The sequence below is a fragment of the Pseudomonas sp. NPDC089752 genome (assembly GCF_044748725.1).
In the GTDB taxonomy this organism is placed as follows: domain Bacteria; phylum Pseudomonadota; class Gammaproteobacteria; order Pseudomonadales; family Pseudomonadaceae; genus Aquipseudomonas.
Window position 1 is genome coordinate 223,370 of sequence record NZ_JBIVGP010000002.1, and the last position, 17,401, is coordinate 240,770.

At 56.9% G+C, this 17,401-nt stretch carries 12 protein-coding genes; 5 read left to right on the forward strand and 7 right to left on the reverse strand.

The genetic code is table 11. The features are described 5' to 3' along the window. Positions 1 to 5 precede the first annotated feature (5 nt). Together ACIPZF_RS03845 and ACIPZF_RS03850 are read right to left on the reverse strand one after the other, a co-directional pair. Positions 6 to 971, reverse strand: coding sequence for an electron transfer flavoprotein subunit alpha/FixB family protein (locus tag ACIPZF_RS03845; protein ID WP_400795386.1), 966 nt, complete (start codon positions 969 to 971; stop codon positions 6 to 8). Then, entirely contained in the window at positions 971 to 1,762 is a 792-nt protein-coding gene (locus ACIPZF_RS03850; protein WP_400795389.1) for an electron transfer flavoprotein subunit beta/FixA family protein, read from the reverse strand. Before ACIPZF_RS03850 ends, ACIPZF_RS03845 begins: the two co-directional genes overlap by 1 nt. 300 nt (positions 1,763 to 2,062) lie before the next feature. On the opposite strand from ACIPZF_RS03850, the gene ACIPZF_RS03855 reads away from it, so the two are divergent. The 4 genes from ACIPZF_RS03855 (at position 2,063) to ACIPZF_RS03870 (ending at position 8,734) form a co-directional block, all read left to right on the forward strand. Continuing rightward, complete coding sequence (locus tag ACIPZF_RS03855) at positions 2,063 to 3,175, forward strand: NAD(P)H-dependent flavin oxidoreductase (protein ID WP_400795392.1); 1,113 nt, start codon at positions 2,063 to 2,065, stop codon at positions 3,173 to 3,175. A gap of 173 nt (positions 3,176 to 3,348) precedes the next feature. Then, complete coding sequence (locus ACIPZF_RS03860; protein WP_400795395.1) at positions 3,349 to 5,031, forward strand: choline dehydrogenase; 1,683 nt, start codon at positions 3,349 to 3,351, stop codon at positions 5,029 to 5,031. Positions 5,032 to 5,173: 142 nt separating this feature from the next. Further along, positions 5,174 to 6,634: an APC family permease gene (locus ACIPZF_RS03865; protein WP_400795398.1), complete on the forward strand. Its 1,461-nt coding sequence runs from the start codon at positions 5,174 to 5,176 to the stop codon at positions 6,632 to 6,634. Between the two features lie 183 nt (positions 6,635 to 6,817). After that, on the forward strand, positions 6,818 to 8,734 hold the full coding sequence (locus tag ACIPZF_RS03870; protein WP_400795400.1) for an ABC-F family ATP-binding cassette domain-containing protein: 1,917 nt from the start codon (positions 6,818 to 6,820) through the stop codon (positions 8,732 to 8,734). A gap of 507 nt (positions 8,735 to 9,241) precedes the next feature. Here ACIPZF_RS03870 and ACIPZF_RS03875 read toward each other — a convergent pair. The 3 genes from ACIPZF_RS03875 to ACIPZF_RS03885 all read right to left on the reverse strand — a co-directional run bounded on the left by ACIPZF_RS03875 (position 9,242) and on the right by ACIPZF_RS03885 (position 11,579). Further along, a complete protein-coding gene (locus ACIPZF_RS03875; RefSeq protein WP_400795403.1) occupies positions 9,242 to 10,033 on the reverse strand; it encodes an SDR family NAD(P)-dependent oxidoreductase in 792 nt (263 codons plus the stop codon). 88 nt (positions 10,034 to 10,121) lie between these two features. Continuing rightward, entirely contained in the window at positions 10,122 to 10,733 is a 612-nt protein-coding gene (locus ACIPZF_RS03880) for a TetR/AcrR family transcriptional regulator (protein ID WP_400795406.1), read from the reverse strand. A 30-nt stretch (positions 10,734 to 10,763) separates the two neighbouring features. Next, positions 10,764 to 11,579 (reverse strand): NAD(P)/FAD-dependent oxidoreductase, encoded by an 816-nt coding sequence (locus ACIPZF_RS03885; protein WP_400795409.1) that lies wholly within the window; start codon positions 11,577 to 11,579, stop codon positions 10,764 to 10,766. 468 nt (positions 11,580 to 12,047) lie between these two features. Here ACIPZF_RS03885 and ACIPZF_RS03890 point away from each other — a divergent pair, with 468 nt between their 5' ends. After that, positions 12,048 to 13,472: an aldehyde dehydrogenase family protein gene (locus tag ACIPZF_RS03890; protein ID WP_400795412.1), complete on the forward strand. Its 1,425-nt coding sequence runs from the start codon at positions 12,048 to 12,050 to the stop codon at positions 13,470 to 13,472. 136 nt (positions 13,473 to 13,608) lie between these two features. Here the strand turns inward: ACIPZF_RS03890 and ACIPZF_RS03895 are convergent, their stop codons facing one another. Together ACIPZF_RS03895 and ACIPZF_RS03900 are read right to left on the reverse strand one after the other, a co-directional pair. Continuing rightward, positions 13,609 to 16,593: a DEAD/DEAH box helicase gene (locus ACIPZF_RS03895; protein WP_400795414.1), complete on the reverse strand. Its 2,985-nt coding sequence runs from the start codon at positions 16,591 to 16,593 to the stop codon at positions 13,609 to 13,611. Between the two features lies 1 nt (position 16,594). Further along, a complete protein-coding gene (locus ACIPZF_RS03900; protein ID WP_400795417.1) occupies positions 16,595 to 17,389 on the reverse strand; it encodes a Hachiman antiphage defense system protein HamA in 795 nt (264 codons plus the stop codon). Positions 17,390 to 17,401: the final 12 nt, after the last annotated feature.

The window sequence follows — 17,401 nt, forward strand, 5'->3', positions numbered from 1 at the left end:
AACACCTACTTGCTACGCAGCTCTTGTACACGCGCGACGAAAGCCGGCAGGACGGCTTTGGCGTCCCCCACTACACCGTACTTGGCAACGCTGAAAATGTTGGCCTCAGCATCGCTGTTGATAGCCACAACGTTCTTGACGCGGCTGATGCCGGCCAGGTGGTGGATGGCGCCCGAGATACCTGCAGCAATGTAAAGATCTGCAGCCACTTTCAGACCGCTGAAGCCGACTTGCTTCGTCGTAGGTGCCCAGCCCATTTCTACTGCAGCACGAGTCGCACCAACAGCAGCATTGAGACCTTTGGCGGATTCTTCAATGATGCTCCAGTCGCCAGCGCTGCCGATACCAATGCCGCCCGAGACCACCACTTTTGCGGTACGTAGCGACGGGCCATCGCCCGCTTCTTCGACGATTGTTTCAATCAACGAGACGGGATTGTCGATCACTCCCAGCGATACCTTCTCAGCCGGTGCTGCAGCGCCGCTGGCTGCCGGGGCAAAAGCACCTGCGGAAACCGTCACAACCTTCAATTCACTGGTCAGTGCATATTGCGCCTGAACAGCACCGCCGCATACAGGCTTGGTCGCCAGCACACCGCCTTCGGTTTTTTCCAGCGCGTTGCAGTTGGTCGCCAGGGCAGCGTTCAAGCGTGCTGCCAAACGAGGCGCCCACTCCAAGGCATTAGAAGTGTGAGGCACGATGATCAGCTCGGCGCCGGCCTGCTTGGCAATCTCTGCTGCGGCACTGACGAAGGCCTCGCAGGTGTAGTCAGCGACCTGACCATCGTCGACAACAAGCAGGCGGTCGACGCCCGCGACCGAGAAGGCGCTGTCAGGGATTCCGCTTCCGATCAGGGCGGCAATGACCTGCGAACCAGCGTCACGTACAGACAGGGCAGCAGTGATAGCTTCAGCCGAAACCTGGGCCAACACGCCATTCTGAAGTTCGCCAAAAACGACAATGCTCGACATTACATTACCCCCTCTTGAACCAGACGGTCTGCCAAGGCACGACCATTCGCTTCGTCGGAGCCCTCGGAAATCATTACGGTGTCCACTTTGACGGCAGGCTTGATAAACAGCCGTTTCAGTTCGCTCGCTGGTGCGTTCGAGCTACCGCCAAGGTCAGCTTCAGTCCAGGTAGGAATGGCGACCTTTTTGGCCATCATGACGCCCTTGAGGCCAGCGGTTCGAGGCTTGTTCGCTTCGTTGGAAATCCCCACCAGAAGAGGCAGGCGCGCCCTCAGGCGCTGGGTGACGTCTTCACCCATCCGCTCGACAGTCATGACCTGAGCCTCGACCTGGGTGATCGCTTTGACAGGAGAAACGGAGGCAAAGCCCAGCTTTTCAGCAAGGATGAGGTGCGTTTGACCTGCGTCGGTATCGGACGAAGCCTTACCTGAAAGTACCAGATCAACATTACCCAGCTTCTGGATCGCCTTTGCCAACTGGTCTGCGATGACAAAACTGTCGCATTCAAGACCAACGGCGCCCTTGATATGAACACCACCGTCCGCGCCCATCGCGATCGCCCGACGCAACTGGGCGATGGCCTGGTCATCTCCGACTGTCATTACAGTCACGGTGCCGCCGACAGCGTCTTTGATTTTCAGGGCTTCTTCGACAGCATTGGCGTCGTATCCGTTGAGAACAGGACTCATACCTGAACGCATCTCAATGGATTTTTCGTCCGGAGCAACCTGCAGCAAAACAGGCGGAGTGTTTGGGTCAAAGACTTGCTTGAGAGTTACAACGATATGCATGCGATGCTCCTACGGTGCCAGCATTTCATACGGTGAAGTAGTCCTCGCCTCCTGACTGCCCTCGTCTATTCCCCGCATGGCAAAGCCCCTAGATAGCGGGCTTTTGCTTACTCATGGGCCCTTTTCTGGAGGGCTGGCGAAGGTGGCTTGAGATCGAATGTACAACCTTTTGACTTTGCAGTATACAAAAAAGACTCACGGGTCTAAGATATTTTCCAAGGAGCCAGCCGACCCCTTCGGCCTGCCCTTTTTGAATAAAGAAGCGCCGCGTCAGGCGGCAATACCAGAGGTCGTTTCCTTATGCGTACTGCAGTCACTGAAATGTTTGGGATCGACATCCCGCTCTTCGCTTTCTCTCATTGCCGCGATGTCGTGCTCGAAGCCTCCAAGGCCGGTGGCATGGGGATCCTGGGTGCTGCATGGATGACTCCAGAAGAGCTGGAGGTCTCGTTGAAGTGGATCGACGAGCGCATCGATGGCAAACCCTACGGCGTAGACATCGTGTTCCCTGGCACCTTCGCCCCACTGACCGATGATCGCGATCCAGCCAAAATCCTCCCGGAAGGTCATCGCCAATTCGTCGACAACATGATGAAGGAAGCAGGCATCCCCGAGCTGCCTGACGACGACGCGAAGGCGTTTGCTCAGGAGCACGCCGACAAAATGAAGATGACTCCGAGCGATTCCGAGCGCTCGCTGCAGATTGCTCTGCGTCATCCAGGCGTGAAGTTCATTGTCAGCGCCATGGGCGCGGCCCCGAAGCACGTGGTGGACATTGTTCACGAACATGGTCTGAAGGTCGGTGCCCTGGTGGGCAACATTGACCACGCGATCAAGCAGAAAGACGCAGGCGTCGACGTACTGATTGCCCAGGGTGCCGAAGCCGGTGGCCACGTAGGTCGCGTGGGTTCGATGGTGCTGTGGCCTCAACTGGTCGATGCGATGGCTCCAATCCCAGTACTGGCAGCTGGCGGCATCGGTCGTGGTCGTCAGTTCGCCGCAGCAATGGCACTGGGTGCTGCAGGCGCCTGGTGTGGCTCGATCTGGCTGGGCACTCGCGAAAGCGATCTGACCCCGAACATGAAGGAGCGGATGTTCGAATCGAAGTCCGAAGACGCGGTAGTGAGCAAGGCGTTGACCGGTAAGAACTGCCGGATCCTGCGCAGCAACTACACAGAAGCCTGGGACAAGGCAGAGACCCTCAAACCTCTGACCTTCCCACTGCAATCGATTCTGGGTGGTGTACCGCTGCGCCGCGCTGAACGGGTGCGTCGCTTCGACTACTGGACGTATGCCGTGGGCCAGATCGTTGGCGACATGAACCAGGAGACGACTGTTCGCCAGATCTTCGCGGAGATGCTGGGCGAGTACGTTGAGGTCATGGAGCACCTGACCAACCTGCTCGAAGACTGATTACCACTGCTTCGAAGGGACATCCCTGTGAAAGCGGTAGCCACTAATCGGCTCCGCTTTCAAATGTTCACACCAGTAGGGTGAGCCATCACGGAAGGCACTCAATAAGGCCTCGCACCAGTGCGAATCCTCGCACCCGTGCACGTACCGAATCGACGTTCTTGGAGTAAGAAATGGGAATTGTATCGAAGGCCCTTCAGCAGTATGACTACGTCGTAGTCGGCGGTGGGTCGGCAGGTTGTGTAATCGCCTCGCGCCTCTCAGAAGAGCCCAGTGTCAGCGTCCTCCTCATTGAGGCGGGGCCGACCAACAAGAGTTGGACGATCGATATGCCACTGGCAGTTGAGCGTTTGCTTGTTGACGATAAATACAACTGGGCCTACGAGTCAGAGCGCGACGCGTCCATCAACGACCGGCAGATTGCCCATCCTCGTGGCCGTGTTCTCGGCGGCTCCTCCTCGATCAACGGCATGGTGTACACGCGTGGTCACGCGCTGGACTATGAGAACTGGGAACAGAAGTACGGCTGCAAGGGCTGGGGTTACGCTGGCGTACTGCCCTATTTCAAAAAAGCTGAGACCAGCCTGGGCAACAAAAACGATTATAGGGGCACCAAAGGCCCCTTGTTCGTGAATTGCCCTGACGTGATGGCTAACCCCATCAATAAGGCGTTCATGCTTGCGGGCGCACAAGCCGGCTATCCGGTCACCAAGGATTCCAACGCTTTCCAACAGGAAGGCTTCGGCCCCAACGAATGCACTATTTATAAAGGTGAGCGTTGGAGCACGGCACGCGCCTACCTCTCCAGCACGGTGATGAAGCGCAAGAACCTTCACGTCATCACCGGTGCCCTGGCGGAAAAGATCATCATCACCGACAAGACTGCCAAGGGTGTCATCTACCGTCACGAAGGCAATCGACTCCAGGTACTCGCCAGCCGTGAGGTGATCATCAGCGGGGGGGCCTTCAACTCTCCACAACTCCTCCAGCTGTCCGGCATTGGCCCGCGCGATGTGCTTGAAAAAGCAAATGTACCTGTTGTCCATGAACTGCCGGGGGTGGGGGCAAACCTGCAAGACCATCCTGACTTGGTGATCAAATGGCAGTGCAAGACGGCTGCAGGCCTGGGCACGATCCTCAAGTTCCCAAAGAAACACCTCACGGGTATTTCCTGGTTCCTGAATCGATCGGGAGCTGCTTCGAGCAACCAGTTCGAAGCTGCAGCATATCTCCGCTCCCGACCAGGCCTGAAGTACCCCAACTTCAAGCTTGAGATGCTGCCACTGGCGTTCCAGAACGACACCTTTACGCCATACAAAGGCTTCAGCTTCCAGATCCACATGACGCTGATGCGAGCAGACAGCCGGGGGCATCTGAAGATCACTTCCGCAGATCCGAGCGTGAAGCCAGACATCAAGTTCAACTACCTCCAGGAAGAGAGCGATCTCGTGTCGCTCCGGGAAGCACTGAAACTCACCCGCGAACTCGTTTCCCAAGAGGCGTTTGACGGGCTGCGTGGCGAGGAGCTTGAACCGGGCATCGATTGCCAAACCGATGAGCAACTTGACCGCTGGATCCGCAAGGTCGTTGCAACGGCGTACCACCCTTCATGCACCTGTCGCATGGGCACCAAAGATGACCCGATGGCGGTAGTCACGCCAGATCTACGGGTACGCGGGATTGCCAACCTGCGGGTGGCCGACGCATCGGTAATGCCTGAGGTCATTGCCTCCAATACCAATGCTCCAACGATCATGATCGGTGAAAGAGCCGCTGATTTGATCAAAGGCAAAAGCCTCGCGGACGAGCAGAAAAACTACTTCGTGTCGCCTCAGTGGCAAAGCAGCCAGAAGTAGAGCTTCGAAAACTAAAACTTATCTACAAAAATAAGATAGCCATGAACAGTCCCAATAACACTGCCATTTATACAGCGATGCCATGCACGCTGACTTTCCCATGTTCATCTGCCACCGCGCACCAACCAGGAAAGCCACTTAAATGTCTGCAGTGAACACTCAAGTTGCATCCGATTCAACACGTTCGAGTCATGAAGGCAAGCTCTCAGGCGACCTCAAGCTTTTTGATATCGTCTGCAGCGTACTCGCCTACACAGCCCCATTGTCCGTAGTGATCGGCTACATCCCACTCATTATCGGCACGGGCAATGGCCTTGGCACTCCGCTGGCTTATCTGGCCGTCGGCTGCATGCTTCTGCTATTCGCGATCGGCTTCTCCCAGATGTCCAAGCGCCTGCCGAATGCCGGCGCGTATTACGCCTACATCACTGCTGGCTTGGGACGCCCGGCAGGCTTGGGCTTCGCGCTTCTCGCGATCCTATGTTATGGGCTGGCCTTGATCTCGACCTACGTCTATGCGGGCATCCTTTACGTGCCTCTGCTGCCAAACCATTTCGGGCTGAATGCCCTGCCATGGTGGCAGTGGTCATTGATTCTGGCGTGCCTGGTAGCATTGCTGGGCTATTTCCGGATCGATTTGTCAGCAAAGGTGCTATCGACAGCACTGATCCTCGAAGCAGGCATCGTGGTCGTCTGGGATTGCCTCGTCGCCGTTAAAGGTGGCCCTGAGGGAAATAGCCTTGACTGGATGACGCTCGATAGCTTCATGGCAGGCTCTCCCGGTACCGCCCTGCTCTTCGCGGTGATTTGTTTTGCAGGCTTTGAGGCTACTGCGATTTTTCGTGAGGAGACGAAGAACCCGGAGCGCACCATTCCGAGGGCAACATACACCTCGATTGTGTTGCTGACCTTGTTCTACTCGGCGACTGCTGTGTGCGTGATCTGGGCGCTTGGGCCGTCAACGGTTGTGGCCCAGGCATCTGCCGATCCTATCGCCACAGGCATGGCAGCCTTCGAGATCAATTTCGGGAAAATTGGCCACGACCTGGTTGAAGTCCTCGTCTGCACGAGCATTTTTGCATGCCTTCTCTCTTGCCATAACATCCTGGCCCGGTATGTCTACTCGCTGAGTGTGGACGGCGTCTTCCCACGGGCACTGAGCTCCATCCATCCCCGCCATGAATCGCCCTACATTTCTTCCATCCTGATCAGCGTCGTCTCCATTGGCGTGGTGTGTTTCCTGCTGGCCTCGGAGCTGGATGCAACCAAGGGTTACTCCCAACTCTTGGGGGCAGCGAGCTATACCCTGCTGATCTTGCTATCGACCACATCCATCGCGGTGATGCTGTATTTCCGTCGACGCCAGAGCGCTGGCGATAGCGTGTGGAAAACAGTAGTGGCCCCGACTCTGAGTGGAGCCTGCCTCTTTGTGACCACTGGCGTGGCCACAGTCAATCTGTCCTCTCTGACAGGTAACGAGAACCTTACCGACGCCTTGCTCGGTGCGATCGCAGTCGTCGTGGCGTTCGGGATCATTTGGGCTATGAAGCTCCGCGTGACCAAGCCCCATGTCTATCGACGTATCGGTCGACAAAGCCACTGATTGCTCCTCGAAACCACTGGGCCACGCGCGAGCGTGGCTTTTTTATGAACAGACGCATCAAGCAGGTACCACCGAACGCACACGGCGCAGCGTTCCCAGACCCCGAACAGCCTGCCTTCGGTAACGCTTGATACCCACCTAGTTCAAACGCCCTCAATGCCATCGGAGCCCGAGCAGCGAGCCATGATTTCCCTCAAAAATATCGAACTCCGCCTGGGCACGAAAGTGCTGCTTCAACAGGCCAATATGTGGATTAACGCTGGAGAGAAAGCTTCACTGGTTGGGCGAAACGGTGCAGGTAAGTCGACCCTATTTTCGCTTCTCACCGGTCAGATTCGGGAGGATCAGGGCGACTTCGAGATGCCCGTAAAATGGAAGATTTCTCAGGTTTCCCAGGACATGCCGGAAACCACGGACACCGCCCTGGAGTTCGTTCTCCAAGGTGACACCGTTCTGATGCAGGCCCGCGCCGCTTTGCAACTGGCGATCGATCGAGACGATGGGATGGCAATGGCCCAGGCCTATTCCGATCTCGCGGACGCTGGCGACCATGATGCCGCCGCTCGCGCCCAGACGCTTATTCAAGGACTTGGATTCAAGCCCGGCGAGCAGGACAACCCCGTGAACAGCTTCTCAGGTGGCTGGCGAATGAGACTTCAGTTAGCTCGCGCGCTGATGTGTCCATGTGATCTTCTGCTGCTCGATGAACCCACCAACCACCTCGATCTCGATGCCCTGGTCTGGCTCGAAGCATGGCTTGGCCGGTTCGAAGGCACCATGGTGGTGATCAGCCATGATCGTGAGTTCCTCGACACAGTGACCAACGTGACAGTGCACCTTGAGCATGCCGGGCTCAATCGGTACAACGGGAACTACAGCGCCTTCGAAACCCTACGAGCCGAAAAACTTGAGCAGCAGCAAGCCGCTCACGAAAAGCAGCAAGAAAAGATGGCGCACCTGCAGAAGTACATCGATCGCTTCCGGTACAAGGCCACAAAAGCTCGCCAGGCGCAAAGCCGCATCAAGGCCTTGGAGCGTATCGAAAAGATCAGCGCCGTGGTCGCTGATGCCGAGTTCACATTCGTATTCAAAGAACCTGCAAACCTGCCCAATCCGATGCTGGCCATCGACGACGTAGATTTTGGCTACCACATCCAGGACTGTGAAAAACCCAAGGTGATTCTCACCGACGTGCGCAAATCCGTCTTGGCTGGCCAGCGCATCGGGATTCTGGGAGCGAATGGCCGGGGGAAGTCCACATTCATCAAAACCATCGCCAGGGCGCTCCAGCCACTCTCTGGAAGCATCACCGAAGGCAAAGGTCTTGCGATCGGGTATTTCGCCCAACAAGAACTGGACGTCTTGCGGGAAGAGGAGACACCGCTGACTCACATGCTCGATCTTGCCAATACGCTGGCAGCACAATCTGGCCAGGTTGTAAGGGAGCAGGAGCTGCGCAACTTCCTGGGTACCTTCAACATCAGTGGCGATATGGTGAGCCAGAAAGTCGGGACATTGAGTGGGGGTGAGAAGGCGCGCCTAGTGCTGTGCACGATCGTATGGCAGCGCCCTAACCTCCTCCTGCTGGATGAGCCCACGAACCACCTGGATCTCGCGACTCGTGAGGCGCTGTCGATCGCACTGAACCAGTTCGACGGCACCGTCATGCTGGTCAGCCATGATCGAGCGCTGTTGAATTCCGTTTGTGATGAATTCTGGCTGGTGTGCGACGGTGGCGTTGAGCCGTTCCAAGGCGACCTTGGTGACTACCATCGGTACCTGCTGAGTGAAGTCAAACAGCAGCAATTGAACACGCAAAAGATTCGGAAGGAGCCTAAAGCCCCACAGATGCACGCGAGCGATGGCCAGCAAGCGAAGCGGCTAGCGCGACTCCAAAAGGAGCTGGAAACCGTTGAGTCCAACATGACAGAGCTTCGATGGGAGAAGTCGGCACTTGAGCTCAAGCTCATCAGTGCCACTGATCTTGCTGAGCTTCAATCGATCGCACTGCTGGTTCACGACCTAGAGTCGCAAATCACCACGCTTGAAAACAATTGGCTGACCCTTGAACTCGAACGAGAAGAGCTGGGTGCAGCTTAGCCCCCTCTGTTTTTACAGTTCATCGAGGACGCAACCACTGCCGATCTGAGAGACCCGCCTGCTATGAACAGGGCATGCTACATGGTTCTGCGGCTCACCTCGACATGCGGGCGTCCCAAGAAGACCATAATCAACACCGCAAACACAGCGGTCAAAGCCTACAAGGCCAACTAGGAAGGTCTTCTTGCGCCCGACCCGGTCTGCGAACGTTCCAGCGGCGAGCATCGTGCAGTTGACCGTCAGGATGTGCCATTAGTTACCAGGTCAGCTCTATCGCTCCGCCACCGAGCTCCGAGCCAATAACCGGCACAGCGAGAATCCCCGCAGAAAAACACAGAGGCATTGCGAGGAGAGCGATGCATACGCATGCCACCATCCTTCACCCTTGTAAAAGAGTTTCCACGGGCACACCCTCCAAGCGTCGAGCAAAAAAAAGCTGGCCCACTGGAGCCAGCTAAAACGCAGCATGTAGCCTACGAATCTGTATTTGATTCGCAGGCGAGAAGATCAAGCAACAAACCCACCATCCACCACCATCGAGTGACCGGTGATGTAGCTGGCTTCATCCGATGCTAGGAACAGCACCGCAGCAGCAACCTCGTCGGAAGTACCCTTGCGGCGTGCTGGGATGGACTTTTTGTAGGCGTCTGGATCAGCAGCGCCCACGCCACGGTTCATCAGGTGAGCAGCGTTCGGCAGAATCGAGGCGGAGTTACCACGGATGTCAGTGGCAATCAGGCCAGGGCAAACGGTGTTGAAGGTGATACCCGAACCGGAGTGAGTGGTTGCCATCTGGCGGGTCAAGCCGATAACAGCAAATTTCGAGGCGGTGTAAGAAGCGCCATCAGCACGACCGACCAAGCCGCCAATCGAAGAGGTGTTGATCACCCGACCAACGCCGCGTGGAATCATGTGCTTGAGGGCAGCTTGGCAGCCGAAGAAGGTACCCTTGAGGTTGATACCGGTGATCTGATCCCATAGTTCTTCAGTGGTCTCCATGACGTCAGCGAAGCCATCAAAAACGCCCGCGTTGTTCACGATGATGTCCAACTGCCCGTACTTGTCGACAGCAGTCTGAACCAGTGCTTCGACTTGCTCCTTGGAGCGGACGTCCGTGCGGACGAACAGCACTTCGCCACCCAGTTCCTGAATTTCAGCCACTGCCTTCGCACCAGCCTCAGGCTGAATACCGCCGATGACAGTCTTGACGCCGGCCACCGCGAGATTGCGAGAAATGGCCAGACCGATACCAGTCTCACCACCGGTTACGACAGCAACTTTACCCTTCAGATCAAACATGGCTCACCTCGTGTAGATTCAGTTTTCATTTATCGATTGCACTCGATCAGCCCTGCACCGGCTCAATCAAGCTCACGGTTACAGGGTGCTACCGAGCGGCACCGGCTCCGAGAAGCCGGGTGACACAATCCTTCAGTTGGTCAGCGCACTTTGATACATCGGCGGGGTTTGTCGACACGCCCCCCAACATTCCATCAAGCAAGCTCCAGACCGCCTTGATAGCGAACTCATAGCTTGGAATTGTGAAGACTCCAGCCTTCACCCCTCGCTCCAATACCTGATAAATCAGCCGCTCATGACTGAGCAGCAGGGTTTTGAGCCGGGTTGCATCTCCGTCATCCAGACACCGCTTCTCGCGAACGGCGAGCAGATGCAGCTCCTTGTTCCGGGAGGCATGGAGAAAATACTGCTCAACGTATGCCCCGACTTGCGCGACAGGTGTGAGGGTTCCATCCACTGCCTGCTTCAACGCTGCGAACAGATTCTGTTCTGCCTCGTAAATCAGCTCGAACAGCAGCTGCTGTTTGCCATCAATATGGTTGTAGAGCGATCCAACCTGGATGCCACTCATGTCCGCAATCCTTCGCAAACTCACCGAGCCAAACCCTTCTGCGACAAACAATTTCAAAGCAGTCGCCCGGATAACCTGCGCCCTTACGACGGATTTGCTGTCTTTGCCGGAGAGATGCGACATATTCATAAGAGGCCACAACACAAGAAGAAGGCGTTGTTAAAGAGATTGCGAAATCGGGTGACCCACGAAAAGGTCACTGCGAAGCAGCACGTTTTCAGGCATAGCGTCTGCATCACACAGCGCCGCAGCGATGTCCTCACCAACGGCGATCGCAGCAGCAGGGTTCGTACCATGGCCGATACCCAGGTAAAGCCCTTTGAAGCCCTCAGGCCGACCGACATAGGGCACGCCATTCGGAGTCATCGGAACCATGCCAGTGAATACACCAGGGATACCTTGGCGAGCGGAACTGGCACCCAATCTGTTTTCCGCTGCTCTGAGGGGGAGGGTCAGCCCTGCCGAAGTCAGCAGCATCTGGCTTTGCAGACCGGCACACACCACCACTTCATCCGCTGTGATCACGCCACTCGCTGCATCGACTCCACGCACATGGTTATTGATGCCGAGGAGGCAATGGGCAGGATCAGCCTCAAGGACTCGCACGCCAGAATCTCGGCATCGTGCGGCAAGATCCCGAGCAAAATCGGACAGCATCACCGTACGTGGCCCATCCCCCGGTCTCTGATCGGGTACACCCGCCTCGTCGCCGGAGTTGTCGAGGCTTTCGCCGTAACCCAAGTCGATCGCCAAAGCGCGGGCTAACACCACTCCCCTATCGGTGAAGGGGCTGGACTGGGTTTTCCTGCAATAGGTCATTACCTGGCTCAAGCCCAGATTGGGTATGCAATCGCCGACAAAAGATTTGTCGATCAGCGTGACGCTGGCACCTAGTTTCTGAAGAAAGTAAGCCGCCGAAACCCCAATGATCCCCGCACCAACGATCGCAACCTCAAGATTCCCGTGCTTACTCACGTCACCACCTCGTTTATCAGGTGCCCTCACAGGCACGCCACTGCACCCAACTCTTAATCAACCACACCCGAAGCTCGCGAAGCATACCTTTCGTACAATTTTTTAGACCGCCCAGTCAGTATGGTAATTGTACGTCTCATTTGTCAACAGAGCGTGGAAGGTTTGCCAGGGATGAAATGGCCGGCGAGTCAGTATGTTTTCCTCACCTTGCTTTGGATGGGCATAACCGAGCATACTGAAAATACCCATCGGTCAATTTTTAAGATCGAAAGGTCAGTTTAGATGGAAGCGAGGCAGCGCTTCAGTGGAGACTGCACGCCCTTCAGGCCGGCCATCCTCCATGCGAGGCAGATTGAAAAACCTGGATTGGCCCCTGCTCATCTTTTTTTGGCACTCCTATCGGTGGTCGTTACAGAGACGAAACCGCGAGGTCTGCCACCAAACTCACACCAAGCTTCGAGGTCGGTTATGAAGAATGCGGATAAGTTTTTTATCGATGGAGCCTGGGTTGCGCCGTCTCGCGATGAGCTGATCGATGTGATCAACCCGGCCACGGAGAAAGTGGTCGCCCAGATCGCCAACGGTTCATCCGTAGACGTGGATAAAGCAGTCATAGCCGCGCAGAAGGCTTTTGAATCGTTCAGCCAGACCTCGATCGAATCGCGCCTGGAAATGCTGGAACGGATTCGCGAGGGCCTCATCAATCGCACCCCTGAAATTGCTAGATTGATCAGTGTGGAAATGGGGGCTCCCATGAGCTTTGCGCGCGATGCGCAAGCCGCTACCTGCGTTGCTCACGCCGATGCCATGATCGCAGTGCTCAAGGAGTTCAGTTTCGAACAAGTCGTGGGGAACACGCTGATCACGAAGGAGCCGATTGGTGTGGTAGGGCTCATTGCTCCCTGGAACTGGCCCCTCAACCAAGTAGTCTGCAAGGTGCTCCCTGCCATCGCCTCCGGCTGCACCATTGTGCTCAAGCCCAGTGAGGTTGCCCCGCTGGACGCCATTTTGTTCGCCGACATTCTCACCGAGGCTGGCGTCCCCCCAGGAGTGTTCAATCTGGTGAACGGCGATGGCCCGAGTGTTGGGCACGCCATCTCCACTCACCCGGGGATTCACATGGTGTCCTTCACCGGCAGCACCCGAGCCGGGATCCAAGTTGCGAAAGCGGCGGCTGACACCGTCAAACGTGTGACCCAGGAGTTAGGCGGCAAGTCCCCAAACATCATCCTCGACGACGCGGATCTGGCGACTGTGGTGAAGGCTGGTGTCGAGCACTGCTTCAGCAACAGCGGCCAGTCCTGTGATGCCCCTACCCTGATGTACGTGCCTGCTGCTCTCTACGATGAAGCGGTCTCGGTCGCAGCCAAAGCAGGCGCGGCACTCCAAGTGGGTAATCCAGACTCGGAAGATACCGATCTTGGGCCTGTAGCGAACCGTAATCAGTTCAACCGAATTCAAGAGCTCATCAAGTCCGGGATCACCCAAGGTGCCCGTGCGGTGATCGGGGGTGAGGGTCGCCCTGATGATCTGAAAGAAGGCTTCTACGTCAAACCCACCATTTTCGCGGACGCAACGCCCGACATGCGGATTGTTCAGGAGGAGATCTTTGGGCCAGTACTGGTCATCCTCCCCTACGATGACGAGAAGGCCTTGATCGATGCAGTCAACGCAGCCGACTATGGCCTGGCTGCCTACGTTCAATCAGGAAGCCTGGAACGCGCCCGCAAGGTGGCTCGCCAGCTTCGTGCAGGATCTGTCTACATCAACAGCCCAGAGTGGAACTCCCTGGTGCCATTCGGTGGCTTCCGGCAGTCCGGCAACGGTCGCGAATGCGGCGCACACGGCCTGAGTGAGTACCTTGAAATCAAAGCCAGCGTTGGGTACTTCTGACGGAGTTTCAGGGCCAGGAGCCGAGTAAAGATCAAGCAATGAGAAAGCCCCGCCTGAACAGCGGGGCTTTTTGGTGGCCTCAGTTTCGTGGAGCAATTTCGGCCAACGCACCAGGCTCTAATTTGAGCTAAACGACCTACCCTGCTCTGCCCACATCCGTCAGCGTGTTAGAGAACACAAACTCACCCAGGGCATCACGCCATGCTCCTGAATGGGCCTCAAGCGAACGTCGTGCGAACGTCTTGGCGTTTGCTGCAGTAATCGGAGTGGTGAGCGCCTGCATCGCGTTCCCCAATTCGACAAACGCCTTGCGATGCCTCACCCCGCCATTCGCCAGCAATACCCCAATGCGTGATGGTGCGCCGAATTTGAGATGTTCAATGAAAGCCGTCACGCCTTCGTTCACTTCGATACCGCGTTCGAGCAACAGCCGGGCAAGCAGCGAGATGCCCTGTTCGACCAATGTTTGCAACGAGTAGGTAACGGCGCGCGTGTGAATTCCCAGGACATCGTCCATCTCCATACGGGTGGATTCGGCAATCTCTGCGAACGTCGCGCCATGTACCCATTGGCGAACGATCTCGAAGAACCTGGACTTCGCTTGATCAGGGTTTTGGCTATCCTCCAGTCGGAATGCCACACTTACGTCCGACCTTAGCTCCCTGTCCTGCCATGCCCACTCCAGGATGGCAGTCAGCAGTTCGTCAGCTACGGGATCGACTGCAGCAGTCCAATCAACTCTGCTGGGTAGCAGGGTCTGTTCGACGAAATCCAGCAGGCGCACCTTGGCACCCGTATCTTGCAGCCAGGCGATCTTGCCATCAACTCTCAGTCCGATCAGACGCTGCGCTCTCAGCTCAAAAACAGTCCGGAGCGTGACGACGGCAGCGGCAGGTAACTGCTGGGCAGCAAAGGTATGGTCGGACAGGTCGGCAGCCAGTCTCACAAACTCGGCGTCTCCAACCTCCTCTGCCATTAACTCGATAAGCGTCGCGTCCACTCCATCGATGAGCGAATGACTGGCTGGCTGGACTTCCAGGAACTGGTTGCTGAGCACGATGCCGGTTTGTCTCAGATGCTCTTCAAGCGTAACGATCAAATTCCGCAGAGAACCCCTGACTGACTCCCCTGCACCTGCGGTGGCGACGGGTTGCACGATCCACCATTGGTCAGGATTTGCGCATAACACCAGGCCCTTGGTATTGGCGCCGGCACGACCGGCTCGACCCACCAGGTTCTTGATGTCGCGGGCAAGCATGTTCTCGGGCTGCCCGCTGCCAACGCGACGCTGCACCGAATACAGGACAAGTGAGCGGATCGGCAGGTTGACCCCCTCCGCAAGCGTGCTGGTACAGATCACCAACTGGATCTTCCGATCCCGCAATAACTCTTCCAAGACCTCCCGCGTCTCCTGAGGGATGTCTCCGTGGTGCAACACCGCGCCATTACGCAGCGCCTTCGCACCGATCCAGCTGTCACCGAACTCGCTTTCGAGATACTCGATGCGCGACCTGAGAACTTCGAGATCGGCGAAATCCACGGGCTTCGGTAATGGCAGTGGGCACTCTAGCTGTTTGATGAGCTCTTCTGCCAAGCCAATCGCACCCTGATGTCCTCGTTTATTGGCGGCAAAAATCGCCGTCGTCCCCATCGACAACACCTTGCGGGCTGCACCGACGGCCAGGGTCTTGGTGGACGTGAAGGTATAGGTGTTGGTTCGGCGTGTTTGGGGATTCCGGTACTGGAAGTTGCCTCTATCCAGAAAACCATGGATCGAGTACTGCCGCTGCTGTGCGTGTGGGTGCATGTCCAGACGCACAGACTTGTTGACCCCTGCGCCGGATGATCGCAGCACGGAGAATTCCGCGATTGCTGGCCGATAGGTGCTTCTGATGACCGTGTCATCGTCCCCTCCGAGCCAGGCGTTGATTTCCTCGATATTGGGGATGATCGCCGACATGAACACGAAGCGGATCGGGTTGACCAGGCGGGCCTTCATCCGAGCCAACAGCAGCTCAAGGCCAATGCCCCTGCCGGCGCTGTCGAGCAGATGCCCTTCGTCGCAGATGACCAGCGATATCCGCTGAGCGAAGGCTGGGTCGGCACTGAGGATTCCGGACAGCGACTCAGGTGTCGCGATCAGCGCGTTGATGTGATCAAGACCATGTACCTCGTCTCCCGACGGAATCGTGCCGCCATACGCGCACCGCGCCGCAATGCCGAGATCATTCAGATGACGAACCAGTGAGTGTCGAAGCTCCGACGCCAGCGAGCGGTACGGCACGATCATGATCGCGACGTGCGTCGGGTTTCGCTTCAGGTGCCAGTACAGCAGCGTCTCGCAGAGTGTGGTTTTGCCCGCCCCAGTTGGCATCTGTAGCGCATAGCTCTCGGAGATGCTCAGCAGCCCTTCATCGATGGCCTGAATCTGAGAGGGGAAAAACTCCCACGTTGAGGGTTTGCGATCTATGAAGGCGTTGATCAGCGGCGTCCAGAATGCATCTGCGCCATCCGGCAGCACAGCGCGGGTATTCGATGCATCGAAGCGGGCCAGAAGGCGGCTGAGTAAAGCCGCCGCCACCCATTGATCTGGCCCAACCTGCAAGGCGTTGTCCGCCTCGCTAGTGCTCGCCTCCACAATGCGTCGCAGACCAGGAAGATCACCTGTTCGCAGGTGCTCCTGCACCTGGCGTGCCGTTTGAGATACCAGCGTTTCTGGCCGCGCCAGGAAGTCATAGCATGCAGCCCATGGACTCAACGGATCTGCGGGCGGCGACGACTGCCTCATGGCCAAGCAAGCGGACGCGGGGAAATCCCCAAAATAGAACGCGGCAGCAGCAAACAATGCCGCCTCATTCTTTGAGATGCCCATCGCTTCAATTTGCTCAGCCGGCATGTCTTTCGAGAACTGGAGGAAAGCGTTTCCCAGCTGCGCCCAGTCATCGCTTGAGACCGTCGTGGAGTGAAGGCCGTCGAACAGCTCTCCGACAAGCGAAATGTAGTAATCCGTGGATCGATTGCTGATTTGAGCCAGCTCAATGGGCAACGCAGCTACTGAAAACTGGCCCAAATGCCGGGCCTTGTCTGCATCGTTGATCCAGGTCTGCAGGGAAGCTCTCATATCAACGCACCGTCGCCCGCGCAGCCTCGAAGGCCGCGTTGTAAGTGGTATAAAGATTCGGCACGGAGATCACCACAAGGGTGTACTCACTGCTGGCCGTCACCGGGGCATTGGGGAGCTCTGCAGTGAGCAGGCTTTCACAGATGACAGCGACTGCCCGGAAGCGCTGAGTCGTTGGTGGATGATCAACGGCATTGATGAAGCGGTTTAGGAGCGGGATATCGACATCTCCCAGATCCTCAAACAGCGCACGCTCGCGCAACCACACCAATGTGCTCGCAAGCCTACTGGTGCGATCTTTAGCACAGTCAGCGATAGCCGAGGCGATTGGATTTGAGGCAGCGCTGGTAGATTTGACCTTCACCTCAGAGCAAAGAACCTGGTCATCCGCACTCGCAGCAGGTCGGTTGGGCATGATGAAGTGAACGACGTCTGACTTGGGCGCTGGCTTCGTTCTGTCCTGCTTGAGCCGCCATTTCTTGGGGCCAATGGCCGGATCAGGATGCTCCTTGGTGGACTGGTAGAAGTAGCCGAGCACTTCTCCGAAATCCCCCGCCATGGTTGCCCCGGCATCGGGAAGCTTGGCAGCTAGAACATCAGCAGGCGTTACTCCATGGCGTGCTACCGCTGCCGCAAGAGCGCCGTCAGTGATGTAGCAACGGCGCAGCGGTTCGGCCATGGCTGCCTCTAGGAGTGCCACGTTCTGGGCAGTCATCCTCACCAGCACATAGGGCAGCTCCTGCTCATGAGCAAACCACGGCACCGCGTTGGCGAAGTCAAAACCGAGATCATCCATGGCTGATGGTCG